22 protein-coding genes and 2 pseudogenes are annotated in these 24,163 nt (G+C 68.4%); 6 read left to right on the plus strand and 18 right to left on the minus strand.

The window, feature by feature from the left end; all coding sequences use genetic code 11:
- Positions 1-34 precede the first annotated feature (34 nt).
- The 5 genes and pseudogenes from AC067A_RS02755 to AC067A_RS02775 all read left to right on the plus strand — a co-directional run.
- Positions 35-145, plus strand: a pseudogene (locus tag AC067A_RS02755) (HipA family kinase); the annotation flags it as partial.
- A 664-nt stretch (positions 146-809) separates the two neighbouring features.
- Positions 810-1,484 carry a hypothetical protein gene (locus AC067A_RS02760; RefSeq protein WP_478613623.1) on the plus strand — a complete coding sequence of 225 codons (675 nt, stop codon included), beginning with the start codon at positions 810-812 and terminating at the stop codon, positions 1,482-1,484.
- On the plus strand, positions 1,481-3,568 hold the full coding sequence (locus AC067A_RS02765; protein ID WP_391085231.1) for a hypothetical protein: 2,088 nt from the start codon (positions 1,481-1,483) through the stop codon (positions 3,566-3,568). Before AC067A_RS02760 ends, AC067A_RS02765 begins: the two co-directional genes overlap by 4 nt.
- A 48-nt stretch (positions 3,569-3,616) precedes the next feature.
- Entirely contained in the window at positions 3,617-5,668 is a 2,052-nt protein-coding gene (locus tag AC067A_RS02770; RefSeq protein ID WP_478613628.1) for a hypothetical protein, read from the plus strand.
- 592 nt (positions 5,669-6,260) lie between these two features.
- Complete coding sequence (locus AC067A_RS02775; protein ID WP_391085225.1) at positions 6,261-7,157, plus strand: DUF5655 domain-containing protein; 897 nt, start codon at positions 6,261-6,263, stop codon at positions 7,155-7,157.
- Between the two features lie 232 nt (positions 7,158-7,389).
- Here AC067A_RS02775 and AC067A_RS02780 read toward each other — a convergent pair whose 3' ends face one another.
- The 4 genes and pseudogenes from AC067A_RS02780 to AC067A_RS02795 form a co-directional block, all read right to left on the minus strand.
- Positions 7,390-8,439, minus strand: coding sequence for a hypothetical protein (locus AC067A_RS02780; protein ID WP_478613631.1), 1,050 nt, complete (start codon positions 8,437-8,439; stop codon positions 7,390-7,392).
- Between the two features lie 234 nt (positions 8,440-8,673).
- Positions 8,674-9,762 (minus strand): hypothetical protein, encoded by a 1,089-nt coding sequence (locus AC067A_RS02785; protein WP_391085219.1) that lies wholly within the window; start codon positions 9,760-9,762, stop codon positions 8,674-8,676.
- A gap of 262 nt (positions 9,763-10,024) precedes the next feature.
- Complete coding sequence (locus tag AC067A_RS02790; RefSeq protein WP_391085319.1) at positions 10,025-10,192, minus strand: hypothetical protein; 168 nt, start codon at positions 10,190-10,192, stop codon at positions 10,025-10,027.
- A gap of 42 nt (positions 10,193-10,234) precedes the next feature.
- Positions 10,235-10,441 (minus strand): annotated as a pseudogene (locus AC067A_RS02795) (endonuclease domain-containing protein); the annotation flags it as partial.
- Positions 10,442-10,986: 545 nt separating this feature from the next.
- Between AC067A_RS02795 and AC067A_RS02800 the strand changes: the two are divergent.
- On the plus strand, positions 10,987-11,436 hold the full coding sequence (locus AC067A_RS02800) for an endonuclease domain-containing protein (RefSeq protein WP_478613635.1): 450 nt from the start codon (positions 10,987-10,989) through the stop codon (positions 11,434-11,436).
- Positions 11,437-11,915: 479 nt separating this feature from the next.
- On the opposite strand, the gene AC067A_RS02805 is transcribed toward AC067A_RS02800, so the two are convergent.
- The 14 genes from AC067A_RS02805 to AC067A_RS02870 all read right to left on the minus strand — a co-directional run bounded on the left by AC067A_RS02805 (position 11,916) and on the right by AC067A_RS02870 (position 24,157).
- A complete protein-coding gene (locus tag AC067A_RS02805; protein WP_478613637.1) occupies positions 11,916-12,881 on the minus strand; it encodes an SPDY domain-containing protein in 966 nt (321 codons plus the stop codon).
- A 64-nt stretch (positions 12,882-12,945) separates the two neighbouring features.
- On the minus strand, positions 12,946-14,055 hold the full coding sequence (locus tag AC067A_RS02810; RefSeq protein WP_391085314.1) for a DnaB-like helicase N-terminal domain-containing protein: 1,110 nt from the start codon (positions 14,053-14,055) through the stop codon (positions 12,946-12,948).
- A complete protein-coding gene (locus AC067A_RS02815; RefSeq protein WP_391085209.1) occupies positions 14,055-15,344 on the minus strand; it encodes a DNA cytosine methyltransferase in 1,290 nt (429 codons plus the stop codon). The genes AC067A_RS02810 and AC067A_RS02815 overlap by 1 nt, the downstream gene beginning before the upstream one ends.
- On the minus strand, positions 15,341-16,198 hold the full coding sequence (locus AC067A_RS02820; protein ID WP_478613641.1) for an adenine nucleotide alpha hydrolase family protein: 858 nt from the start codon (positions 16,196-16,198) through the stop codon (positions 15,341-15,343). The genes AC067A_RS02815 and AC067A_RS02820 overlap by 4 nt, the downstream gene beginning before the upstream one ends.
- A 103-nt stretch (positions 16,199-16,301) precedes the next feature.
- The gene (locus tag AC067A_RS02825) at positions 16,302-16,784 is read right to left on the minus strand and encodes a hypothetical protein (RefSeq protein WP_478613644.1); all 483 of its coding nucleotides are present in this window, start codon (positions 16,782-16,784) and stop codon (positions 16,302-16,304) included.
- A 132-nt stretch (positions 16,785-16,916) separates the two neighbouring features.
- Entirely contained in the window at positions 16,917-17,873 is a 957-nt protein-coding gene (locus AC067A_RS02830) for a hypothetical protein (RefSeq protein ID WP_478613647.1), read from the minus strand.
- The gene (locus AC067A_RS02835; protein WP_478613650.1) at positions 17,870-18,688 is read right to left on the minus strand and encodes a hypothetical protein; all 819 of its coding nucleotides are present in this window, start codon (positions 18,686-18,688) and stop codon (positions 17,870-17,872) included. The genes AC067A_RS02830 and AC067A_RS02835 overlap by 4 nt, the downstream gene beginning before the upstream one ends.
- 37 nt (positions 18,689-18,725) lie before the next feature.
- A complete protein-coding gene (locus tag AC067A_RS02840; RefSeq protein WP_478613653.1) occupies positions 18,726-19,202 on the minus strand; it encodes a hypothetical protein in 477 nt (158 codons plus the stop codon).
- Positions 19,203-19,308: 106 nt separating this feature from the next.
- Complete coding sequence (locus AC067A_RS02845; RefSeq protein WP_478613656.1) at positions 19,309-21,102, minus strand: type IV secretory system conjugative DNA transfer family protein; 1,794 nt, start codon at positions 21,100-21,102, stop codon at positions 19,309-19,311.
- 46 nt (positions 21,103-21,148) lie between these two features.
- Positions 21,149-21,901 carry an SPDY domain-containing protein gene (locus AC067A_RS02850; protein WP_478613658.1) on the minus strand — a complete coding sequence of 251 codons (753 nt, stop codon included), beginning with the start codon at positions 21,899-21,901 and terminating at the stop codon, positions 21,149-21,151.
- On the minus strand, positions 21,898-22,428 hold the full coding sequence (locus AC067A_RS02855) for a hypothetical protein (protein ID WP_478613661.1): 531 nt from the start codon (positions 22,426-22,428) through the stop codon (positions 21,898-21,900). The genes AC067A_RS02850 and AC067A_RS02855 overlap by 4 nt, the downstream gene beginning before the upstream one ends.
- Positions 22,429-22,591: 163 nt before the next feature.
- Entirely contained in the window at positions 22,592-22,948 is a 357-nt protein-coding gene (locus AC067A_RS02860) for a hypothetical protein (protein WP_478613664.1), read from the minus strand.
- Between the two features lie 28 nt (positions 22,949-22,976).
- Positions 22,977-23,777 carry an SPDY domain-containing protein gene (locus AC067A_RS02865; protein WP_478613666.1) on the minus strand — a complete coding sequence of 267 codons (801 nt, stop codon included), beginning with the start codon at positions 23,775-23,777 and terminating at the stop codon, positions 22,977-22,979.
- Complete coding sequence (locus AC067A_RS02870) at positions 23,774-24,157, minus strand: hypothetical protein (protein WP_331452137.1); 384 nt, start codon at positions 24,155-24,157, stop codon at positions 23,774-23,776. The genes AC067A_RS02865 and AC067A_RS02870 overlap by 4 nt, the downstream gene beginning before the upstream one ends.
- Positions 24,158-24,163 lie beyond the last annotated feature (6 nt).

Genomic DNA, 24,163 nt, shown 5'->3' on the forward strand with positions numbered 1-24,163 from the left:
ACCACCCGTGTCGAGCGGCGGTTAGCCTGGCCGGATGCTTACCGAAGTGACAGCGACGCGCTATGTCACGCCTTTGCGTGAGGGCGGCTCGCTCCCCGGGATCGTCGAGGCCGACGACCTCGGCACGTACGTCATGAAGTTGTCTATCTGGTGGCGCTGACCTGCATCGATGCGGCTATGCCCACCCCTGACCTGCGCCGACAAGTCTTTCAGCGTCTTTCGGGATCGTGTTGCGTTACGCGGTCGATTCTCCCCACGCGCTCCCCAGGACCGTCGATACTCCCCAGATTCTCCCCAGGAAGCGACGTTGCGGCGGGCCTGGCGGCACATGACGTCATGCCACCGGAGGTGCTGCTGAGGGCACGTAGAGTGACTGTCTGCGAGGGCAAGGCAGAAGCCTGGCGCGGCCACCGGCAGGCAACGCATTCAAGCTACTTCTGGTGCGCTGGCGGTATACCCGACCATGCGGTTCCCGGGCCAGCGGGGGTGGGCAGTTCAGGGCCGGAGCCATTGGTCCGAGTCTTGGCCTCTCCCCAATGGGCCGGAGTACGGCCACTTGATGACGTCCCCTGGGTGGCGAGAAGGCCGAGGGGGGCGGGGACGGTACGACGTGGCCTTGGCCAACGTACGGGGCCTCGGGTCTGCGGCGTGGGTCGCACTGACGGGCACCTGCGTCGGGCGGGCGCCACCTTCATGAACTAGCGGACGGCTGTCTGGTCGACCAGGCCATCCGAAGCGCTGTCTGCACGCCCTGAGCGGTCATTGCAGAGGCATTGATCAACCACATCACGACCAATTACGTTGTGTGAGTGGAAGATGACGAGGGGGATCGCTTCTCCGACGCGATTCGGCTTCTGCTGCTCATTGCGGCGGTGTCCGATCCGTTGAACGAAGCAGAGCAGCAATCCGCACCGCAGGATGCGGTAGCTGTGCTGCGCGCTGAGGGGCGGCTGCAGAAGCTCGACTTCTGGCTGCGTAACCCGGACTACCTGGCCGATGAGCTCCTCAACGACTACGAGCGCGAGCAGGAGACCATCAACCTGGAGCTGGCCGGCAGCATCCTGGATTCGGACGAGCCGGAGGTCTGCGCCATACCGATGCTCCGCTACCTGTTCGGGGCGTTCGAGTACATCGACCAGGCCATGAGCATCCTGGCCGCCCCGCGGCTGGTGTTGGTGGTGCCGCGGCGCACCGCCAAGCGGGTGCTCCAGGACAACTACTACCTCACGGCCAAGGGACGGGAGGTCGCCGACCGGGCTACGGAGCAGTTCCCGGTCCTGGCCTGGTACACCGAGCGCGCCCGCCTCGTCCGGGCGCTGGCAGAGGCCACTGGGCACTCTGCCCTGGCGCTGCGCAAACGACAGTACTTGCAGCGTGACTACGCCGAGACCCCGCTGAACGAGGTCATCCCGTCGATTGCCGACCGAGCCCGCGCGCGCCTGGCTCGGCTGCGCACTGAAGCGGAGCAGGGGGACGCCGCGTGACCACAGAGCCTTTGCCGGCCCCGTCTGACAGTGAGCTGTATGAGCTGATCGCCGCCCGTGTGCCGTCCGCTGACGTGCAGAGGGTACGCGCTGCTCTCTCTGCCCACGGCATCCAGCTCACCAGCCCATTGCCCGCGCGACGGCAACTGATCGTGCACCGACTGTACTGCGAAGGCACCAAGACAGGCACGGACGACAACGACGGCGCCTTCACCGTCGACATGACGCTGGGGCCGGGCCCGTGGGCCATCGCCAGCACCATGAACAACGTCGGCAAGTCGAGCCTTCTTTGGGCGCTCAGCTACGCGCTGCGCGGGGACGGCTTCGAAGCCTTCAAACGGCCGGAAACGGTGGGCTGGTTCTCCTACGTCCGCGCGGACATCGAGGTCGCTGGCGTCGCCGCCTCCATCCGCCTGACCTTCGACAAACCCGACCGCCCCAGCTGCCGGCTCCTGTCCGCCGACACCCTCGAGCACCTCACAGCCCTCGAGGGCTCCCAGGAGACTGGTGCCGGCGTACGCGTGGCGGCCACCGCGGAACCTGACCGTGTCAAGGAGCTCATCGACCGCTTCATGCTCGACCGCTTGGGGCTGCGACCGCTGTCCCTGTGGGCGGCCGAGGCTGGCGCTCCGAAAAACGCCGACGGCAACCGCGACAGCGCAGAGCAGGTGCACGGCTGGGCCAGTTACTTTTATGCCGTTGCGTTGAACTCGGGCAACTCCAGTGTCCTGCTGGGCCCGACGGCGTTCAACCAGCTCCCCGTGAAGCTGATGCAGCTCTTCCTCGACGTCCCCTACGCGTCCGAACTGACCCAGATCAACACGGCCCGCAAGAAGGACAGCCAGGAGAGCAACCGCGTTCAGCGCCGGGCGCGAGAGGATGCCCATGCCCGCGAGCAGCAGACCGAGCCGCTGAGGCAGGCGCTCAGGGCTGCCGAGGAGAAGGTGGCGGCCCTGGAATCAGGTCAGCCCGACGTGACGGGCTTGCTCGCCGAGGTCGACACCGCCGCACGCCGGCTCGCGCACGACCAGGCGGCTCTCCAGGAGGCTGAAGAAAGCCACGCCCTGGCCCGCAAGGCGCGCTTGAAGGATGAGAGGGCCGTTCGCCGCGCTCAGCAAAGCAGCGCAGCCCGAGCTCTGTTGGGAGCCCTTGACCCGGAATCCTGCCCGCGTTGCGATCACGAAATCGACGATGCCCGCCGCACCGCAGAAGAGAGCGAACACCGATGCTCAGTGTGTGCGAGCCCTCTGCCGGAGGTGCATGACGACCCAGATGCGCGGGCCGCACTGCTCAGCAGGCTGGAGGGTCGAGTGAACGCCTCCCGCACAGCTGAAGACACAGCCCGGCAGGCCGTCGAGACGACCATCACCGCTCGCGACAACAGCCGTGCCGCGTACGACCTGGCGAACGCCCGCCTTACCTCGGCACGATCCGGTAGCTGGTACACACACCTTGAATCCGCAAGGGAGGCCGTCTACCAGTTGCGCGGCGCTCTGGCAGTCGCGACCGGCAACGGGACGGGACTGCCAGAGGTGGTCGGTGACTACGTCACCGCAACGACGAGCCCAACGGACACCGAGGAAGGCTCCGACGATGGCGATGCCATCCTTGAGGCGGCTGCCGAGGTGCTGTCGAAGGTGGTCGCTGACCACAGCAAGGCCCTGTTCGCCGACCTGAACGGCGAGATCGTCAGCATTGCCCACGACTTGGGCGTGGCCAACCTGACCAGCGTCGACCTGAGCCTGAATGGAAACCTCAACGCCCGCAAGACGGGCGCCAAACACCCCTTCAAGGCGTTCAGCCCAACCGACCGCCTCCGCATGCGCATCGCGGCCATCATCGGCATGATCAAAGTCGGCCGCAAACGCGGCATCATGTCCCACCCCGGCCTGCTGCTCATCGACGCGCCCACAGCAGAGGAGCTCTCCCACGGCAATGCGCGCCAGGCCATCAAGACCCTCTACGACACTGCGGCTGATGACCCCGGCATCCAGATTGTGATCACGTCGATTGACGACGCCGTTTGGGAGTTCTTCCCCGAGGACCGTACCGTGACCGGTCCCGACAAACGCCAGCTCTTCTAGGCCAGGCCACCAGGGGAATCCAGCAACGACGAGGGTGGTGGAAGCAGCGTGCACGTCATCGACGAACACCTAGCCCTTTGGTCCGCGCACGCCTCCCGCCCCCAACTGCGCGCCGGCCCGACAGTGCAGGACCTCGGAGGCATCGACGTCGTCCTCGCCTCCGCAGACCACCTCGCCCAGGGCCCTTTCCTTCACCACCTCATCCAGGCGACCGCTCAGCACCTCGACGCCTTCGGTGCCGAAGCGTGCATGTCGTTGTACGACGCCGTCCTCAACGGCCTTCGGACCAACAGCAACCACGCCGCCTTCGCCAGCGCCACCGACGCGCTTGCCAGCCGCCCCGATTTGGCACGTGAACTCGGCCCTCCACTGACCCGCGCGTTGCTCGCCCGCCTCCGGCAAGCCCAGGATGCCGGCGACGACCTCGCCGCGGCCCTCATCGGAGTGGAAGCCGCAGACTGTCTCGTCCAGCTCACCCTGGCCGGCATCACCAAGGCCGCGCGCCTCCTCGGCGCTCTGGACGAAGCAACCGAGGACCCGGCTGCCCTTCCCGAGGCGATGGCCACTCGCCTGCCGCGCCTCCTCGGAGTCCTCGACGCACACCACCCCGGTGCCGGGCTCCGCGAAGCCCTCGAACGCTGCCTGATGCTCGACCACACTTGCCGGGACGCCGCATTCGAACTCGCCCTCGGCGACCTGCGCGACGCTCTGGAGCAAGACGGTTTCGCGTCTATGGCTGAACAACTGCGCAAAACGCAGAATCGGTTGACTGAACTGATCACCCTCGACCCCGACCGCCTGGACGCCCAGCTCTACCACGCCGCCATCGAAGCCGTCCTCGGTCTATCCGCTCCCGACGCCCCCACACGCGTCCACACCGCCGCATCTACTCTCCGCGACACCCTCCACCTTTACCGGGACTATCGCTGCCGCACCCGCGTACCGGCCTGGGCACGACCACGCCAGAACGACTTGATCGCTTGGGCTGAACTCACTGTCATGCTGGACGGCGCCGCTGCTCACATGGCACACGACGATCCCTGGTACGCCGGCGGCCACGGCGTCCTCACCGCACTGCTCCGTGCGTACACCGCGCACAACACAGTCGCCGTCCTCACGGACACTCCTGCGGCTGCGGTCGTGGAGACTCTGGTCGCGCCCGTCATCGAGGACACCTTCCTCCAGCACGAGCACCGGCAGCGCTTTCTTCACCATGCCCTGGCCCACGACGAAGAACTCCGTCACGATCCTGCAGCCCAGCAACTCCACGCCGCCCTTCTTCACCGCACCAAGAGCAGGGGAGACTCCACCGATCAGCAGGCGGGTGATCAGGGAAAAGCGCGACGCTGGCAGCGGCTGGCTCACCAACTCAAGGACGACTTCGCCGCGTTCGCTAACCAAACTTCCGATCACGTCCTCGACCGCCTGGAGCTTGGTCTGCGGACCCACGACGATGTCCTTGCGGCCATCGCCGACCCCAAGTACGGCCGTCTCAAAGCCCGACTCCTCAAACAGCTGGAAGACTCCCGCGACTGGATTGCCGGTGTCGCCGACGAGTTCACCGCTCTTTTGGAAACCACGATCCGTTTCGCGTATCTGTGCTACGACATCGGCCGGAAAATGGGTGGCTCGTACACCGAATATCTCCGCAAACGTGATAAAGACGGCAAGAAACAGAAGGTAGACGAAGCTCTATTCCATCAGCACTACCGAGAAGTGTTGCAGTTCTCGGCGCTCTTCGGAATCGTCAGCTCGGAAGTCATTGACAAGGCAGGCGGAAGAACCGACATCCTCGTCTCCTTCGGCGCCGTGCAATTTAATGTCGAGTGCAAGATCGAAGAAAGTGACTCCAGTGAAACGGCGCTACGTGAATATGTCGCCCAGGCTGCCGAATATCAAAATACCAACGTTGGTTTCGCCCTCTTGCTTGCGCTCGATAAGACCGTCGACGCCGAAGGCGCCACCAACCTCTTTGACAGTATCTGGATCGAACCCGTCCAACGCCCCGGCGAATCCGAGCCGTGCCTCGTCGTCATCATCCGCATCCCAGGAGGACGCGAGAATCCAAACCTGCTGCGCCCCGGCCCCGCCGCTTCGTAGTGGCGTTAGTGGCGACTGGTCGGGTACCTCGGTGCCTTGGCAACTGGTCTCCGATGGCCGCCATGAGGGCTGTCGCATCGGGGCTTTTCGAATCCGCGCCGTGACCACCTGCCTAGCAGGCGGATAGTCAAAGCCGTCCCACCGGGGAGGGGCGGGCGCATCTCGGTGCAGGGCCAGCCGAAGGCTGCCTATGCCGGAATGTCATCGAGGGTCGTCCTTGAGCGTGAAATTCTTACCCTTCGCCAGGGTGTGGGTGCTTGCCAGGAGAGGCGCCTAATGGCTGGTAAAGAGTAACGGCGTCATGTGCAGTCTTAGGGCCATGTGATGGTGCGTAGAGCGGGTTCTGAGAAGACACCTGCTCTATCCACTGAGCTACACTGGCTGACCTGCGAAAATGCAGTCTTCCTAGCGCTCGTCCCAAGAACCTGTGGGACGTATGTGGGATGAGTGGATCCCTGGGAACCGTGGGACGCTAGCGCGCCCCGGTGGCCCGGACGTAGCTTCTCACACCATCTTCACAGGTCCGAAGACCCTCGCGGAAACAATCCTGCCCGCACCCGGCGTTGATGATCTCCGAGCCGAGGAGGGGAAGGTGTCGGGCCTGAAGTTGTTCCGCACGAACACGACGAATAGCGGCGTGACCGAGGTCACGCCGCGTCTTGCTGAGGTCGAGGCGGATGTGCAGGGCCTCGTCGAGGCGCACATGGAGACGTTGCTGGGCGTCCGTTTCCTGGCGAGCGAGTATGGGACGGGGCCGGTCCACGGCGGCCGGATCGACTCGCTCGGGCTGGACGAGAACGGATCGCCGGTCATCGTCGAGTACAAGCGGGGCGTCGATGCCGGCGTCATCAACCAGGGCTTGTTTTACCTCGCATGGCTGATGGACCACCGGTCCGAGTTCGAGCACCTGGTCCGCGACCGGCTCGGGGTGACGGCCGCGTCCCAGGTGCTGTGGAGCGGACCGCGCCTGATCTGCATCGCCGGCGACTTCACCCGCTACGACGTTCACGCCGTACGCGAGCACCGGCGCTCGATCGATCTGGTCCGCTACCGACTCTTCGGCAGCGACCTGCTCGGCCTTGAGACCGTGGCGTCGGTGAGCGGTGCGGCACAGGCGCCACGGCGGGCCCGCCGGCGAGCGGTCGCACGGGCCGCAGCCGATGTCCAGGGCGCGTCGATGGTGGAGCTGGCGAACGCGGTCGACGAGGCGTTGCTCGGTCTCGGCGAGGGCGTGAACCGCGTGGAGCGCAAGCAGTACCGGGCGTACCAGAGGCTGCGGAACTTCGCCTGCGTGTGCCCGCCCCAGCGGAGCAAGCTCCTGGTCTACCTGAAGGTCGACCCGACGCACGTCGACCTCGTTCCCGGGTTCACCCGGGACGTGTCCGGGCTCGGCCACCACGGGACGGGCGATCTGGAGGTGCAGCTCCGCACGCTGAGGGACGTGGAGCGGGCGCAGAATCTGTTCCGGGCGAGCTACGCAGCGGCGTGATCGTGTGCCGGCCTCTCGGCCGCACGCGCGTCACGGCTGGTGGTAGTCGTCGGGAGTTGCCTTTCGATGAGCGGGCAGGGCGTGGCGGTGGATTACTAATGGTGCGCGGGATCGCCGGTTTGGCTAACCGGCGATCCCGCGCTATGTTGCCCACCGTGCTGGGGGAGCGGGCCCCGGAGCTCCTGGGAATAGCTCCCAATTCCGCTGGTGGGCAGGTCTATGGGGGTGGCTATCAGCCCATGCAGGCCCTGCCGCGTGTGAGGTGCCTAGGGATGGGCTCATAGAGGTCGCGGCGCTCCTCATAGTCGTCCAGCTTGTCCTTGTAGAAGGAGGCTCTGTCCCCGCACCGGCGGGAGAAGCGGACTTGGAGTGCGCCTGGTTGCCCTGCGGTGCTACGGGCGTAGAAGCGGCAGCCCCAATAGGACTCAGGTGGCTGGTCGCAGGAGCAGTCCAGATGTGTGCCCACGATTGGCAGGCCGCATTCCGGGTCCGTCAAAAGATTTGTGAAGCCCTGGTGGTAGCACGGTGCGTCCGTCAGGGGCTCATTGATGTACTCGATGATCCATTCCGAGCCGCCGTCATCTGTGAGATTGGTCCAGGCCGTGGTGCTCAGGGGAACGCCGATGGTTCGGAACAATGGCGCGCGGCGCAGCAAGCCGCTGGCGAGCCAGGCGGAGGGCTTCTTTCGGTAGTGGTGCCGGCTGAGGGTGGTTCGGGTGGTCGGTTGCCGGAAGGGTGCTTCGCAGCGATGCCATCGGTGAGGGTGGCTGTCGTGGCAGAAGCGTTTTCCATCACCTTCATTCTCGTACCGTTGCAGGACCAAAGCGGCGGCCCAGTCCTCGGTGGGAATGCCTAAAATGGTGAGGGAGCCCAACAGCCCCATCCGTCGGATGTGAATGCCGTCGTTGTCCGTAGTGAAGCGGGCACCCGGAATGCCGCGCACTTCGCCATGCTCGTCGAAGCAGGGGACGAGGGCGCGGACCAGTTCCTTGGCCATGGATTCCGAGTCGACGAGCTGGGCGACATCGTTCTCGAACGTCAAGGTGAGGCTGCCGGTTCGAGCATCGACGGAGCGGATGCCCCAGGGGTTACGGGTTTCGACCATCGGCCAGGCGAGGCCCGACAGGACGTAGCATTCTAGGAGAGCTTGGCTGGCGTACGCCTCGGGAATCAGTCGCGAGTCCGGGGGCAGGGACTTCACTCGCTTGAGTGCTTCGGTCCAGGTCACGCCGGTGGACAGTTGAAGCTTTTCGGCGCGTCGTTCCAGACGGGTGCTTTTCACGAAAGGCTTTCCGCCGCGGCTGCCTGTCCCGACCCAGGATGCACGGCTGTCTTCCGCGGTGCACAAGCTGAACTAGAATGCGATGCCAGCCGAGTTGGCTCGTCTCAGTGCGCTCCGTCGGGTGGGCACACCGCACGTCGGACCTCGCTAGGCCCGTACGACGCACCCTACGGACATGGCATACATCGGGCCGTGTCTTTGGAACGGACACGCTGGAAGATTCACACGGTCGGGCTACAGCTGATCACGGCCTGGATTTCCACGGAGCCTGTGCGGCAACTGGCGGCTGCGCATTCTCTGCGACGCGCCCAAGCCGCACAGCCCCGCAATTACGCCCGGGGACAGGCTGCTCGTGAATCCCGTCTGGGGGACGCGGCGGAGAATGGCCTGCCAGAGTTCGGGTGCAAGGCGGCTGGGAGGACGCTCGATCGTCGCCCGGAAGTCAAGCACGGCCGTGTTGCTGACGTCGCCGAGGACGAACTGCTGGTCGCGGCCGTATTTTTCGTCCGTGTCACCGCGGAACCTCTTGAGGAGGAGAGGCAGACCGCACACCGGGTCCACCAGGGCGGCGATGAAGTTGTGCGGCCCTGGTCCCTGCTCGTGCACATGCGACGAGCGCAGCACCAGCCGTGCCACGTCGAAGGCGGCGCCTCGGTAGCCGTCGATCAGGAAGGTATTGGCGACGGTGTGCAGGAGGGCAGCGCGGCGGAGCAGTCCGCTACTCAACCAGGCCCCACGCTGTGTGACCTGGGTGTAGCGGTCGTTGTCGTCTTCCCATTGAGCGTGGTGCTCCCGCTCCACCTGAGTCCAGGACCGTGACGAGGAACGCCAACACAACTGCATCCTGTCGGGATTGATCCATTTGTCCAGGGTGCTCGCCTCGGCACTGCGCCAGAGTCTGGCTGGTAGCCCGAACAGCCGCAGCCGGGCGGGCTCTCCCAGTACCTGCAGTTCGATCGCAGTCCGATACCGGCGAGTGATGCGTAGGCCGGGCACACCTTGCACCTCTTCGTCTGAGGCGCATGACGGCAGCAGGTGGAAAAGAATCTCCGATGCCCGCTCCATGCTCTCAACAGCGAGGGCGATGCCGTGTGGTTCGGGGTGAACCATGGCGATCCCCAGGGGAAAGCGGGTGTAGACGTCGCGGAACTTCAGGAGCGCGAGGAGTACGCGGGCCTCAAGGTGCTGTTGAGCTGGCGAGGCGGCTTCTGGAATCGGTGATTTGCCCCCCTGCAGTCCATCGATCGCCCGGCGGGCCTGTTGGACGCTCTCGCCCGTGTAGAGGCGCCGGAGCAGGGACAGGTCTTGGTGCAGTGCGCTCATGGGTCTCCTGCACGTCTCGGCCCAGGACGTACGGAAACGAGATCCGGTGGGATGCGCGGAGATTCGTGTGCTGACCGGTTCACCCGAGCGTGGAGGATCAGGGCCGAATCACCTCCGGGGAGCGGTGGTCAAGCCGCAGTTGCATCGTAGATCACGCGGAAGCCCCTTGGCGGTGCCCCGGCTAGATTTCGGGCTCCTATCACCTGGAAGGGCGACTGTTCTCGCCTTCGCACCCACCGTCCTGCTGCCAGCACCTGATCTTCTACCCGGCCGCACTGTCGAGGCCACCGGCGAATTTCCTATCCATGAGGAAGGCGTGCGAGGCCGGCAGGTACATGTTGTCCCGTCCCTTGATCACCTGAGCCGCTGACTGCTGGGCGGGCGGATCGGCGAGGTAGGTGTTGAACAACGGGCTGTCGCGCATGTGCATCGGGAGACGTTCGTGGGCCGGTAGATATTCCATGTTGCACTTACGGCATAGCAGCCCTCGCACGCATTTGCCGCAAGATGAGCCAGGCCCGCAGCATGCGTGGTCGTGATCGATGTGCCAGTGGGACGTCTTCGCGTGCGGAATTCCGAAGTCATCTTCTTCTTCGTTATCGCCGCACAGTGCACACGCGAAGTCCTGTGACCGCAGGATGGCGTTGTATCGGGCGATCGTCAGGCTGTACCGCCACATCCGGCATTGCAGCTGTCGGCACTTGCGACATACCCGCCCGCGTACCAAGGAGCAGACCCAGTCTTCACACAGCGGGCACCACTGATCAGGGGCTATGTCGTCAAGCACGCTGGCAAGCTAACAGGAGCCTGTGAACCGGAGGTTGGCGGCAGACTGGTGTGGAGCGAGTCCAGGAGCTGCAGGGGAGGAGGCGGTTGCCGACGGCTGCGGCCCCTGCTTCACGATCTGTGAGTGACCGCGGACCCGATGTCAGTGGGGAGTGGTGGGATGGATGTGCGCCAGTTGCCGCCGTTCCAGGAGTCACCTGCATGAGTTCACGTATTACGGTCCCGCCCCCTCGCGAGCCGAAGATGACACCCGAGCGAGCCCGCCATCTCGCTCTGGTCGCACGGATCCGACTAGAGCGGCGAGCAGCTGGGCTGCACCCTGACGAGGCCCGGTGCGGCAGGCCCTTGAGCGACGGGATCCGGCAGTGCAAGTCATGGCCTCTGCCCGGCCTTGGCGGATGTGCCCGCCACCTCAACGATGAGGAATGGCAAGACACCATGGACTACCCGCACGCGTATCTCCGCGACGTGTCCGGTGGGTGTGTCCATTTGACGGTAGAGCAGCAGATCGAACGTAGGCTTTGGGCCGCCGAGCCACCTGCCTGCCACTCCTGGCCGTACCCGAGGGCGGTGCCGTTGCCCGACGAGGACCCCGTCGAACTGCTTGTTGCCTGGCAAGCGGGCCGTTGCGCCGGGTGCGGGCACTCGTTTCACGCTGACGCAGTGGTCGACCACTGCCATGAGACCGGCCTCATCCGCGGCCTCCTTTGCTCTCAGTGCAATAACGCCGAGGGAATCGCGCCGCCGCGTCATCCCCGGTGGTTCAGATACCGGACGATGCCGCCGGCGCTGATCCTCGGATTGCACCTCCGGTATGGGAAGCCGGTGCGCCGTCGTCTCAGCGAAGCACTTGCCGAGGCGGAAGGCGCGGCAGTCCCGGGAGGATGATCGACCGTGTTCCTCGTGTGCAGGCTGCCCTTCGGTCGCGGTGTACGGGGCGGACCGTCACAGGCTCCGGCTAGCTGACTGTTGGTTGGGGATCTGCGGAAGGTTGGGCGGCGTGGTGATGGGTGTGCCGTGCGCCGGGATGCTGTTGGCGCCGTGCGGGTGCCGGTGGCGTGGGCGAGGTCTTCAGCGAGGCTGGCCAGGAGCGGGGCGGGGGTGTAGGGGGATGCTTGGACGGCTCAGGTGGCACGGCTGACGTTGGGGCCGGCTCACACGGTCCAGGTCGCCAGGGTGCTGTTCGCGTTTTGGGCGGCGAAGGCGTCGAACTGGACACCGGCGTCCCCGGTCCGGTTCGTCCAGCGGATCCAGCGGATCCAGCGGATCCAGCGTCCGTCGACCGTGTGCTCCCGTCCGGCGTCGGTGAGGGGCCTGGTGGCCGCAGTAACGGTCTTCTCGCCGACCGGGCTGCCGACGGCTGTGTCCTAGCCGTCACCCTCGGCGAGGTGATGCAGCAGGGTCTGGAGCACAGGCGCCGGGGTGGCGCCGGTCGCGGTGACGTGCCATATGCGGTCGGAGACGGGTGTCTCGTACGCGGCCACGGTCCAGGCGGTCTCGCAGGGGTGGGCTTCGTGGACGCGCTCGATGCGCAGGGTTTGGGACCCGTGGATGGCGTGGGTCGTCTCGTCAGACCAGGCCCGCCACTTCTCCCAGTCGCTGTGGGCGTCGAAGAACGCCTCCAGCAGGGCATCGTGGTCGCCGGCATCAGCCGCGTACGCGGGAACCGTTTCCGGCTGAGGGCGTGGCGGCCCAGCATTCGCAGGGGGTACGGCGAGGGACGCTCGTGCTTGCGCGGCGGTGCGCTCGGTGTCGGTCATGGGCGCAGGACCCGGCCGCATGGCGGCGCCGTGGGCCTTCTCGAAGGCCACCAGGGCCTTGGCTGGCGAGTCGAAGGTGTCGGCGACCTGCCGCAGATGGTTCTGGCCGTGGAGGTAGACGCTCTTGCCGCTGCTGAGGTAGGTGCCGACGGCGACGGTGGTGTGGCGGTCCTCGGCGTGGGCGTGAATGAGGAGCTGGCCATGGCGGATGTCGTCATAGATCTTCTGGGCCGCGTCGGAGACCTCGCGGATCTCGCTGCGGGTGCACCAGGGCATCTGATAGTCGGCCCAGGTCCATTCTTCGGCCAGGGCCTCTTGGAGCCGCGGGGTGATCTCGACGCTGACACCGGCGGCGGCCAGTTCCTGGGCCGCCTTTTCGGCCCAGTAGGGCTCCTCGTGATCGATGCGGACCAGGACCAGGGTGTTCTCGGCCACGACGGTCCAGTCGGCGGCCTCGAGGCCCACGTGGGGGATGTGGGCCTGGGAGCCGGTCAGGACGGCGGTCACGGCACTGGGGTGAGTGGGGTGGATGTCGAGGCGGACGTGCGCGTCGATGGACTTGCCGGTGGTCACGTGGGGGTGTCGTCTTTTGTGCCTGTGACCGGGCCTTCGGGCCGGCCACAGGCGTGTGCAGGGGCTATCGGGTGGCGCGTGCGATGCGGGCGGCCGTGGTGGTCGGTGGCCCGGCGCGGGTGGTGGGCGCGGGGCGCGGGCGCTGCGGAAGGATCCGTCCGGTGGCGTGCTGCCAGCGGGTGCGGATGGCGCCGAGGTCGGCGAGGGACCGGCGGGCACCGACGACGAGCTGGAACGGTGTGTTCGCCGGGTCGTCGGCGTACGCCTCGATGCGGCGGCCGACGTGGTCGGCTGTGGCCAGGAGGGAGCGCTGCAGGGTGCGTTCGGCCCAGTGCTCGACGGAGCCGGCCGGTTCGGAGAGAAGGCGGAGCACGTCGCCAGGTTCGCTACCGTTCTCAAGAAGGCCGCGCTGTTGGGCTTCCCATAGGGCGGTGACGGGGTCGACGGGCTCGTGGCGGCGGTCGAGGGTGGTGAGGCATTGCCACAAGCCGGCGTGCAGCGGCTGGGTGAAGTCCTCGGGGAGCAGCCACCGTACGGACTCGATGTCGGCCGGGCGGGCGGTGGCGGTCGCGAGCAGCAACTGCTCCTCCTCCGCCGCCTCGGTGTGGTCGGGCACGACGGCCGGCGGGGACACAGGCGTGCGGGGCAGGGCGCCGGCGCGTGGAGGGAAGCGTGTGGCGATGTCGTCCACGACCGCGGCGAGCGCGTCGGCCTCGGCGAGCACTGCCGGGACGGGCTCCGGAAGGGCGCCGTCGTGGGCGGTCTGGAGGAGGTGCTCGGCCCCGGCGCGTAGCCGGCGGCGGGCGTATTCGGCCTCGACCATCCGTGCGTAGGCCGCCGCGTGCCTAGGCCAGGGACAGACCTGGACGAGGGTGTGCAGGTAGGAGGCTGTCAAGCCGCGTGCCTGCTCCCGGCCCGAGGCGAGCACCTTGTTGAGCCACGTGATGTTCTTCGCGTGCTCGTCCGGGTCGGGCGGCGGCAGGGCGTTGATCGCGGCGAACAGGCTGGCGTGCGCGGCGGTGGAGAACGAGTCGGCGCAGATCCCGGTCACGTCGCCGAGACGTTGCGGATCGAGAAGAAGGGCGCCGAGGAGGGCTTGCTCGACATGGAACACCGGCGGCGGCGCCGGGATCGTGCCGAGGTCGTCCTCGTCCGGATCGGGGCTGTGGGGCATCAAGCGGCCAGGGCGAAGTCGGTCGGGTCGAGTGTGACGCCGAGGTGCGGGGCGAGGAGGTGAGCGGCCAGACGCGGGGGGACCGCGTTGCCGATCTGCGAGAACTGCTGGCCTTTGTTCCCGGCCCACGGGTAGTCGCCGGGGAAGGTCTGCAGCAGGCCGGCCTCGCGAGCGGTGATTCGGATCGGTTCCGGCACCGCGGGCACGTCCCCGTCCTGCGGCGACGTCGGGACCGGTTCGGCGACCCAGGTGCACTCATTGGCACGGTGTCCGAAGAACAGCGTGCCTGCCGGCTCCTCGATGGACCGGACGGTAGCGTTGGCCTGGTTGTTGCTGCGCAGAGACCACGACCAGCGATGCGCCTCGGCGGTGAACGTCGGCGCCGGGGCGGTGGCGGCACGGTTCTCGTGGGTGCCGTGCCGGGCCACCCACCCTGCGCCTTCGCGGCGGGAGTTCAGCATCACTCCGTCCGGATGCGGCATCCAGGTGCCGCGCTCCCGCGCGTCGCTGAGGGTCTTGCGGGAACCTGACGGGAACGGCTCGGGTCCGCCGCCCGGCCCGCCGCCGGCGCAGACGGTCGGGACGGGGCGGTCGGTCGCTCCCCAGCCGAGGGCCTCGGCCATGGACACCCAGCGGGCGCGGCCCGGCCCGAAGAGGCTCTCGGGTTCGGCGACCTGGGCGTGGGTCGGCGTCGGGGGTTCGGCGGTACGGACGCGGGAGGCGAGCAGGATCGCCCGCCGCCGGGTCTGCGGCACCCCGTAGTCCGCGGAGTTGAGGATGCCGCACCACACGAAGAAGCCCCAGGACCTCAGAATCTGCGCGTACTGCTTCCACAGCGGCAGCACGTCAGGAACCTCTTCCATGGCCACCCACTCCGGCTCGCCCACCGTGTTCAGGGCGTGGAGGTAGCGCATCGGCTCGGCCGCGAGCAGGGAGCGTTCGTCGCGACAGGCGGCCAGGAGCTTGGTGCGGGTGTCGAGGCCGGCGGCGAGATCGGCGACCGCCTGGTGGACGAGTGGCTGGTCCACCACGCCGAGGCGCTTGCCCGCCATGGACCATGCCTGGCACGGCGGCGAAGCGATGAACCCCCGGACCCTGCCGGCGAAGATCCATGGCGGGTACATCGCCACATCGGTGCGTATCGTCAGCAGGCCGGCCGCCGCCCTCGTCTTGCAGGCCCACTCGTCCCATTCCAGCCCGACGTCGCGGATCCCGAAGCGGTGCAGGGGGACGCTCCAGCCACCGGGCCCGGCGAACAGGTCGAGCACGAGCCCCTTCGGCGGGATCACGACGCGAGACCGAAGTCATCCTGCTCGGCGTCGCCGCGACAGCTCCAGGGGGAGCAGCCGTTCACCACGCCCAGCTCGGCGGCTTCGGCGTCGTCGAGGGCGGCGCGCTCGGCTCTGGTGACGTGATCGATCGGCGCCTCGCCGAGCGGGACGCGCGAGCGGTGCAGGAACGCCTCGCCCAGCAGGGTGTTCCCGGTGGCGTTGGCGCGGGCGTTGCCCTTGCGGATGGCCGCGTCGAACTCGACGACGTCCTCCCACTCCGAGGGCGAGGTGTCGCGAATTTTTCGCCACTGGGAATTTCCGTGATAAGGGCAGCCGAGGCGCGAAGATTTCGGGGTGTCGGCCAGGCCGAGGGAGGCGAGATGACGGACGCAGTCGGAACGCGACCAGCCCATGTCGATCAGTGGATGCCGGTTTTGCATGTACTTCACGTCGGCATCCTTGGCGTGATGGAACTCGTCGGTGGATATGCCGATCCACTGCTCGACGAAGACCCCCTTAGGAACCGGGGCCGGATAGGGGTAGCCGAGAATTTCGCGGATCTTCCTTTTGATCGGCTTTACCTTATATTCCCCGGTGTACTGGCGCCTCGTCATCCCAGGGCGGCCGTCCTTGTTCAAGATGTAGAGGGGCATGGAGGCGAAGCGGTGGTCCGGGTTCAGTGCGTCATCGCGAATATTTCCCGAGGAAACCCGGAGGATCGGTATTCCGGCAGGTTCTGCTATCTCGCGTTCGAGGCGGTCGAGATGGCGGTAGACGGCTTCTTGTTCCCATCCTGTGTCGGCGAAGATCGCATAGTCGATCTTGGGGAGAATTCCTTCTGCCGAGAGTGCGAGGAGTGCGCTGGACTGCACTCCGGCTCCGAGGGGAAGGGCGCGATACTGAGGGGAGGGGGAATGTGAAATGTGAATTCCTTAGGCGGGGTGAAAGGGGAGCGTCGCGAAGGGTGCAGACGCGTCAGCGGCTCTTCGCCGCGTGGGGCGTGACGGCGTGACGGCGGGAGGCGCGGGGGGGAAGGGAGGGCAGGGCGGAGCCGGCCCGGAGAGCGCGGCCGGGAGTTCCCGGCTGGAGACGAGAGGGCGAGGGCATCAACTTGACGGCAGCATCCCGGAGTTCGATGGCCGCTACGTCGAGGATCTCGTCAGCCGCCTCGCAGCACCCGGACACCGTCTTGTTGACCTCCTGGCGCGGAAGCTCCAGGTTCGGCGGGCTGCCCCGGTGCGCGGGGTGGGTGGTGAAGTTGTAGTGCGCGATCTCCGCGTGCATACGGCCGAGCTCTGTCAGCGCCTCGCCCAGCGGGGCGACGGCGTTGCTGTACGCCTTGAGCGCCGCCTTCGTCGACTCTCCGGACATCAGGTCGGACAAGCAGTGCCTGATCTCGGCGCTCACGGCTGTGGTGATGCCGATCAGGTCCTCGACGCGGGCGGAGACGCTGTCCACGGACGGGATCGAAGGTGCCGGCGGCAGGGTCCGCAGCTGGAACCGGAGGCGGTCGAGCCGGCCGGCCATGTCGTAGAGGGCGAGTGCATGAGGGATGTTGGGCAGGACGGTCTCCTTGTTCGGATGCCTCGGTCAGCGCCGGGTGCGGGCGCGAGGGATGGGAGGCGGCGCCGGGGGAGTCGGCGCGGGTGAGGCCAGCGGCGCAGTGGAGGTGTACGGCGGGCCTGGCGGCGGGTAGGGCCTGCGGACGGTGAGGACAGGCTCGGGGCCCTCGTCCGTCGAGACGCCGACGATCCGGTCCCCTGGACGGAGCTGCTCAGCTGGTATCGCGACCAGGTCGTGCACCGTGCCGGACTCGGCGCGCGGGCTCCAGCCCAGGGCGTTGAGGGCGGGCTCCAGCGGGATGTCGTAGGAGCCCATGACGTGGCGCAGCGTGCCGGCGGGGATCTGCGTATGCCGGGCCCAGTCCTCCAGCCCCATGCTGAGCCCGAAAGCGCGGTGAGGCACGCCGCTGCCCAATGTCGACCGGTTCTGCGGCTCCTCGGTAATGGCCTGCTCGGGATCCCACCCCGCGGCGATACGGCGCCGCATCGTGATGACGGAGCAACCGGCACGCGGGTCGACGGCCCAGTGGGTCAGGGGCTTCGTCTCGCCGAACGCCGTGACGGGCAGGGTGAAGTGGGGGCCGTCAGAGCCCTTGAGAAGGGCCTCCTCGAACGTCATGCCCCCCTTCGTGAGGCGCTGGTGAAGGGTCGCGTACTTGATGCCCGACTGCTCCGCCCAGCCGCGGAGCGTCAGAGTCCGTCCTTGGTAGGTGAATTCCAGGACGGGCTTGTCGTGGCGCTCGCGCGTGATGGCGTCCTCGGGCAGCCACCCCAGGGCGAGCCGTGTCCGCAGTGCCTCGCGGTTGACCGCGCATCGCGGGTCCTGGGCCCATGCGGACAGCGGCTTGGCCTCTCCGAACGCGGTGATCGACCCGCGGGCCAGCTCCCAGTTGTAGCGGTCGGTACGACGGTCTTGAGACGTGGATGCTCGCGGTGGGGCACCACTGTCCGCAGGAGGCGCCGGGATTCCGATCACGTCGTTCACCGGCCCGTCCTTCCGGCAGTCTGGCCGGGCCGGCGTGGCGCCGATGCCGCCGGCGCGGGCGCCAACTTGCCTTCAGCCTCGCAAGGCTCGGGCCGGCTCATCGTTGCCGCGAGGACCAGCCGGCCCATCGGGGTGGACGCGACGCGGATCTCGGCGGCCCAGGAGACGGACGGTTCCTCGGTGATCAGGCCCAGTCGTTCAAGATGGAGGAGGACGCCCGGATCGACGGAGTCCTTGTTCAGGCCGACCCAGGTGTGGCCGTCCTCGTCGACCGCAACCGCTCCTGCGGCGACGAGCCGCAAGACCTGGTGGTGCTCGGCTGTGAGAGCGACGTGGGCGCCGACCTCCGCTATCGAGTAGGCGCTGCTGTACCGGTGCATCTCGGCGGCGACCTGCTCGGCGACGGCGACGAGGTCGGTGGCGGAGGTGGCGAGCAAGTACCGGGCTTCATCCACGCTGGCCTGCCTGACGTCGACCGAAGCGAACGAGGCGGGGTCGAACTCCTCGACGGCCCTGGTGAGCGCGTCGACCGCAGCCCGGGTGACGACCTGGAGCTGCGCGAGCCTGGAGCGGACGGTGCGGTCGGTGTGGTCGATGAGGGACATCGGCAGGTCTTGGTGGGACGCACGTACTTCGGCGGTCGTCTCGACGAGCGATTCGATCGTGGTGCGCAGGCGGTTGATCCGTTCGGTCGCCTCCGGCGTGCCGAGGGTGGGGTCGTTGAGCGCGTCGAGGCACCGCGTGTACACGGTCGCGAGGGACAGCGTCCGCAGGCAGACGGTGAAGTGCGGTGCCTGGGGCAGGTTTGGGGTCATCGGAAGGGCTTTCTGGCCTGGGCGGCGAGGGCCGGCTTCAGCGGGTGCGTGCCGGCGGCGACGGGAGCGGGGCCGGGAGCGGTGCAGGGCTGTGGGCGCGGCGGGCGGCCAGGTAGGCGGCGGCCTCGCGGGCGTCGGCCACGGCGGCGGTGTAGTGGGGAAGGACGCGGTCGGTGATCTGCCAGGCGGCGCGGACCGGATCGAGCGGGACGGCGACGGACGGCGGCGCGGGGAGGTGGTCGGTGATGTCCTCGTGCAGATCGAGCGGCACGACCGGGCAGACCAGAGCGCGGTCTTGGCGGTGCTCGACGAGGTAGAGCAGCAGACCGTCGGCCCCCAGAAGGAGCGCTGCGCGCAGGCGGGGCGCGAGACCCGGGCGGTCGTCCCAGGGGGTCCAGATGCGGCCGGTGTCCATGGACTGGTCGAGACGACGGTCGTAGGACCGCGGCTGCGCCGCCCAGGTGCCGGGGAGGCGTTCGGCGGCCTGGTGAGCGAACAGGTGAAAGAGGTGCATGGGGTGTTCCTCGGAGTTCAGCGGACACGGGCTCATTGGGCTGTGCCGCGAGCGCGGGCAGGGGCGTCACCGGCGCGTACGCGCGGGTCGCGCGGGAAGAGGGCCGTTACGCGGCCTGCTCGAAGTCGCCCCTGGGCGGTCGCTGTTTGGCGACGGCGCGGGCGGTGATGGCCTGTGAGGCGCGGGCGGAGGCGGCGGCGAGCTCTTCGGCACCGGGCTCGGCGTACCAGGGGCGCAGGTCGAGCATGGCGACGCGCATGCCGGTGGCCAGGCACAACGCGCTGCCCTTGGGCAGGGCGCGGATGGCGTCGGCGGGCAGGATCCGCTCCTGCCGCATGCTGATCGAGGTCGACTTGCCGGCCTCGGAGACCGAGGTGGAGGTGGTCTCCACGTCGTGGTCGCCGACCATCCGCGAGAGCTTGTCGGCGAAGTCCGGGTCGTCGATGCCGGAGCCGATCACCTTCACCGTGGCCGCGGACCACATGGCGTCCATGCCGGCGTCGCCCCAGACTTTCTGGCCCTGGCGGTAGCTCTGCAGGATGGTGATCGGGATGATGCCGCGGGAGCCGAGGTGGGAGTACAGGTCGGGCAGGTCGCTGATCTTGCACACGTTGGCGGCCTCGTCGAGGATCGCGAGCATCGGCGGGTCGAGTCGTCCGCCGGCGCGCTCGGCCTGGGCGGTCGCCGCACGCATCACGGAGTCCGCGCACGCCGCGATCAGCGCGCTCGCGCCGCCTCCGCCGTCCTTCGACAGCAGGAACAGGGTGTCCGTGGAGGTCACGAAGTCGGCCGGCCGGAACTCGGGGACGTTCTTCTGCGGGGTGACCCAGGCGGCGATCTCGCTGTTGAGGAGGGCGGAGGCGTACTGGCGGGCGGTCTCGTAGATGCCGTCGCGCGTCTCGGGCGGCCCCTCGACGGTGCCTTTGAGCTGGGCTGCGACCGCGGCGAAGCCGTGATCGCGGAGGATGTCGAGCGGGGTACGGTCGGCCGGGAAGGCCAGCCACTGCATGATGTCGGTGATCGGCCGCCCGTCCAGGGCTGCGGCCAGGAGCAACTGGGACAGGATGTTGCTGCCGGCCTTCGACCAGAAGTCGCCCTGCTGGGAGGCATCGACGCTCGCGGCGAGGAAGTGCCCGGCGAGCCGGCCGGCGCCGTCGAGGGTCTTGGCGTCGGCGAGCGGGTTCCACCACATGGTCCGCTCGGCGTGGGCGATCTGCTGCGGGTCCATCGACCACACCCGTCCCACGGCGGCGCGCGCGTCGAGGCACGCGGTGTAGGCGTCGCCGGCCGCCTTGTTCGAGGTCAGCAGGACCGGTCCGGGCGCGGCGAGGATGGAGGGGATCGCCAGGCTGGTGGTCTTACCGGAGCGCGGGGCCATGATCGCGACGGCGACATCCTCGAAGCCCATGCGGACCTCGTGACGGGTCCCGGCGAGGTTGCCGAGGAGGACGCCGGCGTCGCGCGGCTCGATGTGCTTGGTGTTCTTCAGGCTCGGCCGCAGTGAGCGCGCCTTGGACTCGATGGCCTTGGCGAGCAGCGGTTCGATGTCGCGGGCCTTGGCCATCCCGTCGACCTTCTTCTTCCGGCCACCACCTCGGTTCTTGTACCGCAGCCACACGGCTCCGCCAGTGGCGGCGAGCAGCAACGTCACCAGCACGGGGATGACGCGGGTGGTCAGGAGCAGAGACGTTTCTCCGGCCTGCGGCCACAGCTGTTCGGGGCGCAGGAGAGCATCGGCCGGCCGGTAGGGCGCCCAGGTGCCGGTGCCGGTGGCCCAGGCGGCGAGGTTGCCGCCGAGCCAGGCGACGGAGGCGAGGGGAAGGCCGACGGCGAAGGCGCCGAGGAGGACCTTCAGGGCTATGTCGTAGCCGTCGGAACTGGAGGAGGGAGCGGAGCGCAAGCGGTGGTTCCTTGAACGGTGCGGACCCTTGGTGGGGCGAGGAGCGTCAGCGGGCGCGGCGGGGCGCCGGCGGCGGGGTGGGAGGCGCGGGTGGTGGCGGGCTGACGCGGCGGGCGGCGAGGCGCTCGATCCGCTCCGGCAGCGTGCGGGCGACGCTCTCGGCCGGCCACTCCTGCCAGTGCAGGGTGATCCTTCGGCGGGAGAGGCCGACGGTCTGCTCGTGGGAGCGGCGTACCGGCTCCGGATCGGCGAGTGCCTGCATGAACGCGGCCACGAGGACTAGGGGCGTGCCGCTGCTGAACCAGGCTTTCCACACGGGGTCGTCCTCGTCGAGGCTGGCCGTGATACGCCAGTTGCGGCTGCCGGAGAGATTGAAGCGCTCGCCCCTCACACGGCCGTCCGGCGAGCGGAACTCCCCGTTGCGAATGGAGTTCCATCCGGCGTCCCACAGCGGCTGGTAGGGGGCGGAAATCGCCCGCGCGTTGTAGCCGGGGTCGGTGAGCGCGTCGGTGACCGAGGCGATCAGCTCGACGGGCGTCCCGCCGTCGAAGGAGGCGTTCCAGACCGATCCGGTGCGGCCGTCGCGATGCGAAAGGTGCCACCACGGCTCGTTCGGATGGGGCTCGAGGCGGAGCATCGACTTCTGGTCGGGGCTGGTCAGGATGACCCGGGGCATGAGCGGGTCGTGGCCGTGGCTCCACCCGGCGCCGGCGTGAAGGGCGGCGGTGACCCAGGCCGGGTCACCGGGGCCGGCGAGGTAGCGGGGCGAGATGAGCGCCTGCTCGACCTTGACGCTCACCCGCGCCTCCCCGCCGGGCGCCGTACCGGCGACGCCGCCGGCGCCGGTACGGCACCCAGGATCCGAGTCGGTGCCTTGAGGGCGACGGCGTGGATGTCGAGGAGGGCCCGGCCCTGGGTGGCCCAGGTGTCCAGGGAGTCCCATGCCTCCTCGTTGCGCTCGGCAAGAGAGTCGACGAACTCCTCCTGCGACACCGGTGGCAAGTCCTTCCGGGCTTCGCGGACTTCGGCATGTCCGCGCCGGAGCGTCTCCAGCTTCTCCATGGCGCGGGCGAGCTCGGCGAGCTGCCACGCCCAGCGGGGCTCGATGTCTCCGGCGTTGATGTGCTGGAGCTGGACGGCGGCCGTGGCGAGCAGCTCGCGGGCCGCGGGGCGGACCTCCTGGAACGCTCTCCAGGTCTCGGAGTCCCGCTGGACCATGCGCCAGCCGTACGACACCTCGTCGTACGGCCAGCCGTCGGCGTCGGTGTGCTCGTCGGAGTAGGCGTCCCAGGCGGCGAGGATCGCCTCGCTCTCGGCCAGGAACACCTCCAGCCGCCGCAGCAGGAGGGCGTGCCGGTCGGACGGGAAGGTGGTGGACGGTGTGGTCAGGGTGTTTCCTTGTGTCGAAGGCGGTGGTCAGCGGCTGCGGGCTGGTGTCGAACGGGATATGCCAGGTGCTGATCGGCGAACGCGGCGAGCTGCCGTTCGCTCAGCGGCACCGGCCGCACCCCTGCCCGCCCTCGGCGGCACTGCCGTACAGCTCACGGAGGCCGTCGAGTACGCCGTGGAGGGAGTGCTGGTCGGCCTGCTCCCATGCGGCGGTGCGCAGCTCGTTGATCAGCAGGTCGCCGGCCAGGGTGCGCGGGGCGTCCGGGTGGTTCTGGAGGGCGCGGGCGAGAGCGCGCAGGGTGTCGGCGAACTGGACGGGCAGGCCGGTGTACTCATCCAGGAGGGGCTCGGCGAGGGCGAACGCCTCTTCCGAATCGGGGTTCTCGCGGAGGTAGTCGGTGAGGCGGGAGAGGGTTTCGGTCGCGGTGCGGACGGTGTCCGGGGTGAGCGGGGGCATGGGGTCCTCGGGACGGTAGGTGTCGGGGTCAGCGGTGGGTCCGGGCGCCGCCGGCGGGGGTGTAAGGGCGGGCGGTGGCGCGCGGCCGGGACGTGCGGGCGCTGTTACGGGCCCAGGTGGCGGCGCGGGCGGCCGTGATCCGGGCCTGCTGCCACGCGCTGAGCTGGGAGGGCTTGACGGAGACCGACCAGGTGCGGATCTGCGCGCTCAGCGGAACGCGTCCGCGCGGACGCATCACGGGGTCGGGGTTGGCGAGTTCGGCCGAGAAGGCTTGCACCAGGTGCATCGGCGTGCTCGGCGAGAAGTTCGCGGTCCAGCCGTTGCCCTGGCTGTCCTTCGCCCCGGTCCACCACATCGCCTCGCCTCCGGGGCCCTGGTGATACTGCATCCACGCAGTGCCGTCGGGGCTGGTCGCGGTGTAGTGCTCGCCCTCGAACCGCGTGTGCCAGTTCTGCTCCTGCAGCGGCGCCCAGACGTTGGGGGCGTGCGCGGAGCGCGGCCGGGTGAGGGCGTCGGTGAGGCCAGCGACGATCTCCACCGGGGTCTGCCGGCCCAGGTGCGCCGACCACTCGTCGCCGTGAGCGCTCGCAGCGCCGTGGACGGTCCATCCGCCGGGCAGGACGTAGGGGTCGTAAGAGATGCGGACCGTGCGGTCCGGGCTCTCCATGGCCAGGGGACCGCCGGACTTGGAGTGGTCCCGCCATCCTGAGGCCCGCAGGAACTCGGAGATGTGGCGGACGTCGCCGCCGCCGGCGAGGCCGCGGGGATGGACGAGGTAGTGCTGCTCGGTCTGCTCGCCCGGCCCCCAGCCCTGCCACGTCCTCTTCATCGGTGCCGCCGGATGACGAGCGGGGCGGGCACCGGCGGCTTCGCCGCTGTTGCGGCGGGCTGGGCACCGACCCGCCGGAGGGTGGCACGGTGCTCGTCCAGGTCACCTCCGATGGCGTCGAGGTCGTTGGCGGCCCGGCCGAGAGCGAGCCACACCTCGGCTGGCAGCACGCCCCGCTCGGCCTGCGCCTTCGCGAACGTGCTGCTGACGGACACGAGGCCGGTGACGCCGTCGAGCAGGCCGTCCTCCGGGTCGAGTACGTGAGCGATGACCTGCACCGCTTCGTGGGGAGGGAGCTGGGCGAGGTGGTCGGTCAGCAGGCCGAGCATCCGGGCGATCTCGTCGGCCAGTCGCACGGGGTGGGGGGCGGGGTGGGACATGCTCCT

Source organism: Streptomyces sp. NPDC043176, from assembly GCF_056436715.1.

Coding starts and splice junctions, on each gene's coding strand:
- AC067A_RS02840 (WP_478613653.1), bottom strand. CDS start 19,202: ATGCACCTCTTTCACCTGTTCGCTCACCAGGCCGCCGAACGCCTCCCC.
- AC067A_RS02800 (WP_478613635.1), top strand. CDS start 10,987: ATGGACTACCCGCACGCGTATCTCCGCGACGTGTCCGGTGGGTGTGTC.
- AC067A_RS02835 (WP_478613650.1), bottom strand. CDS start 18,688: ATGACCCCAAACCTGCCCCAGGCACCGCACTTCACCGTCTGCCTGCGG.
- AC067A_RS02785 (WP_391085219.1), bottom strand. CDS start 9,762: ATGAGCGCACTGCACCAAGACCTGTCCCTGCTCCGGCGCCTCTACACG.
- AC067A_RS02870 (WP_331452137.1), bottom strand. CDS start 24,157: ATGTCCCACCCCGCCCCCCACCCCGTGCGACTGGCCGACGAGATCGCC.
- AC067A_RS02810 (WP_391085314.1), bottom strand. CDS start 14,055: ATGCCCCACAGCCCCGATCCGGACGAGGACGACCTCGGCACGATCCCG.
- AC067A_RS02865 (WP_478613666.1), bottom strand. CDS start 23,777: ATGAAGAGGACGTGGCAGGGCTGGGGGCCGGGCGAGCAGACCGAGCAG.
- AC067A_RS02860 (WP_478613664.1), bottom strand. CDS start 22,948: ATGCCCCCGCTCACCCCGGACACCGTCCGCACCGCGACCGAAACCCTC.
- AC067A_RS02790 (WP_391085319.1), bottom strand. CDS start 10,192: ATGCACATGCGCGACAGCCCGTTGTTCAACACCTACCTCGCCGATCCG.